The organism is Planctomycetota bacterium, assembly GCA_035574235.1.
In the GTDB taxonomy this organism is placed as follows: domain Bacteria; phylum Planctomycetota; class MHYJ01; order MHYJ01; family JACPRB01; genus DATLZA01.
This window is the reverse complement of the sequence record DATLZA010000122.1, coordinates 1-2,341: the sequence shown is the minus strand read 5'-3', so window position 1 is coordinate 2,341 and position 2,341 is coordinate 1. Positions and strand designations below refer to the sequence as shown.

The following is a 2,341-nucleotide window of genomic DNA, read 5'->3' as shown; positions in this document are numbered from 1 at the left end:
CGGGCGAACTCCGCGAACTTGGCCCGCCGCTCCATGTCCAGTCCCCACAGGCCCAGTCCCAGGAGCGCCGCCGCCGCCAGAAGGGCGCCCGCCGAGGCCGACAGGATGGGCCGCCTCCGGGCCGCCTTCCAGAGCCGCTCGCGCGCCGAAAGGGGCCGGGCCGAGATGGGCTCCCCTTCGAGGTAGCGCCCCAGATCGTCCGCCAGGGCCCGCGCCGATTCGTATCGACGGCCGCGGTCCTTCTCGAGCGCCTTGAGACAGATCGTTTCGACGTCCGCATGAATCCGGGGATTCAGGCGGCGCAAGGAAGGCGGATCGTCCGCCAGAACCGACATCATGACCTCCGCGGGCGAATGGCCCTCGAAGGGCGGGCGACCCGTCAGGACGTGGAAAAGCACCGCCCCGAGCGAGAAGACGTCCGAGCGCCGGTCCACGGTCTCCCCCCGCGCCTGCTCGGGGGACATGTAGTGCGGCGTTCCCACGATCGTGTCGGACATCGAGATGGAATCGCCGGGGCGCAGCGGCTTGGCCAGCCCGAAGTCCATCACGTAGACGCGTCCGTCGGAACGCTGGACCATGATGTTGTGAGGCTTGAGGTCGCGATGGATGATGCCCTTGGAGTGGGCGTACTCGACGGCCAGCGCGGCCTCCCGGAGGATTTCGATCGCCCGTCGCGGAGACAGGGGACGGGCGGCGCGCGTCGTTCCCTGCCGGCCCGACGGGGGCGCCATGAGGCGCGCCAGCGAGTCGCCGTCCACGAACTCCATGGCGATGTAGTGCTTCCCCTCGTGGGCCCCGACCTCATAGATCGACGCGATGTTGGGGTGCGAGAGGCTGGCGGCCATCTGGGCTTCCCGGTAGAAGCGCTTCAGCTCCACCTCCGTCCAGAGCGTGCCCGCCAGGATCTTGACCGCGACCCATCGCCGCAGGTCCGGCTGCCACGCCTTCCACACCACGCCCATGCCGCCGCGGCCCGCCTCCTGCACGAGAAGATACTTTCCGCCGGCGAACTGCCGGACGGGATCGCGCGCGGCCCGGACCGCCTCCTCGGGCATCTCCCGACGCAACACCTCCGTGGTTTCTCCCTGGCGGTCCGGAGGCACGAGACGGCGGGAGAGATCGGGCGTGAGAAACCCTTTGCGCACGAGAAGCTCGCCCAGGCGGGGGGCTTTCTGGCCGGATTCCCCCAGCTCCGCCGAGGCCCGCAGGCACTCGTAGACCTGCGCTTCCTTGACGAGCCCCTGCCGGACGAGGAGGCGCCCGAGGAGAGCGTCCTCGAGCTTCGGATCGGAAAGCTCCAGGGCTTCCGCCAGCCGCTTCTTCTGCTCCTCGAGAAGCGTATCCAGATCGCGCTGGGTGATGAGCCCCTTGCGGAGCATGATCGTCCCGAGCGGGTCGGCCGAGCCCGCCCCCTGCTGGTCGCTCAGGCAGTCGGCGAGCTGGTGGACGGAAACCAGACCGCGCTCCAGCGCGATCCGGCCGATCAGAAAATCGCCGTACGGGTTCGTCATGGCCGCCGCCGGAGGAAACGCTCCGGGCTTATCCGCGCATTATAACCCGGTTTCCGGCGCGGATGTTCGTTGAACTCGCCGGAGGCGCCCCCTACAATTGAGACGTTTTCCGGAGGCGCCATCCGCGCCGGGACGGCATTGACGGGGGTGATGCGATGGGCGATGAAGTCCCCATGATCAGCCTGCCCACGGACTCGACCAAAGTGGACGTGCCTCGGCCGCCCGCTCCGCCGCCGGCCAAGGCCGCCGCTCCGGCCCCCGCCCCCCGCGCGGCCGGGGCTCCCGAGGAAGAAGACCCCGATCGCCTTCTGCGCGAATACGCGGAGCGGCAGAAGACCCGCATCGTCAAGCTCGAGCAGCAGCTGGCCGAATTCCGCAAGGCCGTCGCCGAGCGGGACGCCCTGAAGGCGCGCGTCGACGCCCTCGAGCGGGATCTCGCCGCCGCCCGCAAACAGCTTGAGCACGCCGGAAAGCTCGAGGCCGCCCTCAAGGATCTCCAGGGAAAGCTCGACGCCGCGGTGCTTTCAAACAACCTGCTGTCCGAAGACAAGGAGAAACTCAAGAAGGCCCTGGCCGAACAGACCGCCCACTTCCGCAAGGCGGAGGAGCGCGCCCTCCAGGCGGAACGGGCCCTGGCGCGCGAAACCGAGGCCCGGCACGCCGCCGAGGGCCGGATCGCCGCCGCGGTCCGGACGCTCCAGGGGACCCCCGCCGCCGACGCGGCCCCGCCGGCTCCGCCGAAGCCCGCCCCCGCCGCGCCGCGCCCGGCCGCTCCCGCCGCCCGCAAATAGCCCGGCGCCCGGAGAAAAATCCGGAGGGGGAATCGGCGG

At 70.4% G+C, this 2,341-nt stretch carries 2 protein-coding genes; one reads left to right on the top strand and one right to left on the bottom strand.

Annotated elements, in window-relative coordinates; all coding sequences use genetic code 11:
* On the bottom strand, positions 1 to 1,511 hold a 1,511-nt coding region (locus tag VNO22_11215), incomplete at its 3' end, for a protein kinase (GenBank protein ID HXG61938.1).
* 173 nt (positions 1,512 to 1,684) lie between these two features.
* On the opposite strand from VNO22_11215, the gene VNO22_11210 reads away from it, so the two are divergent.
* The gene (locus VNO22_11210) at positions 1,685 to 2,302 is read left to right on the top strand and encodes a hypothetical protein (GenBank protein ID HXG61937.1); all 618 of its coding nucleotides are present in this window, start codon (positions 1,685 to 1,687) and stop codon (positions 2,300 to 2,302) included.
* Positions 2,303 to 2,341 lie beyond the last annotated feature (39 nt).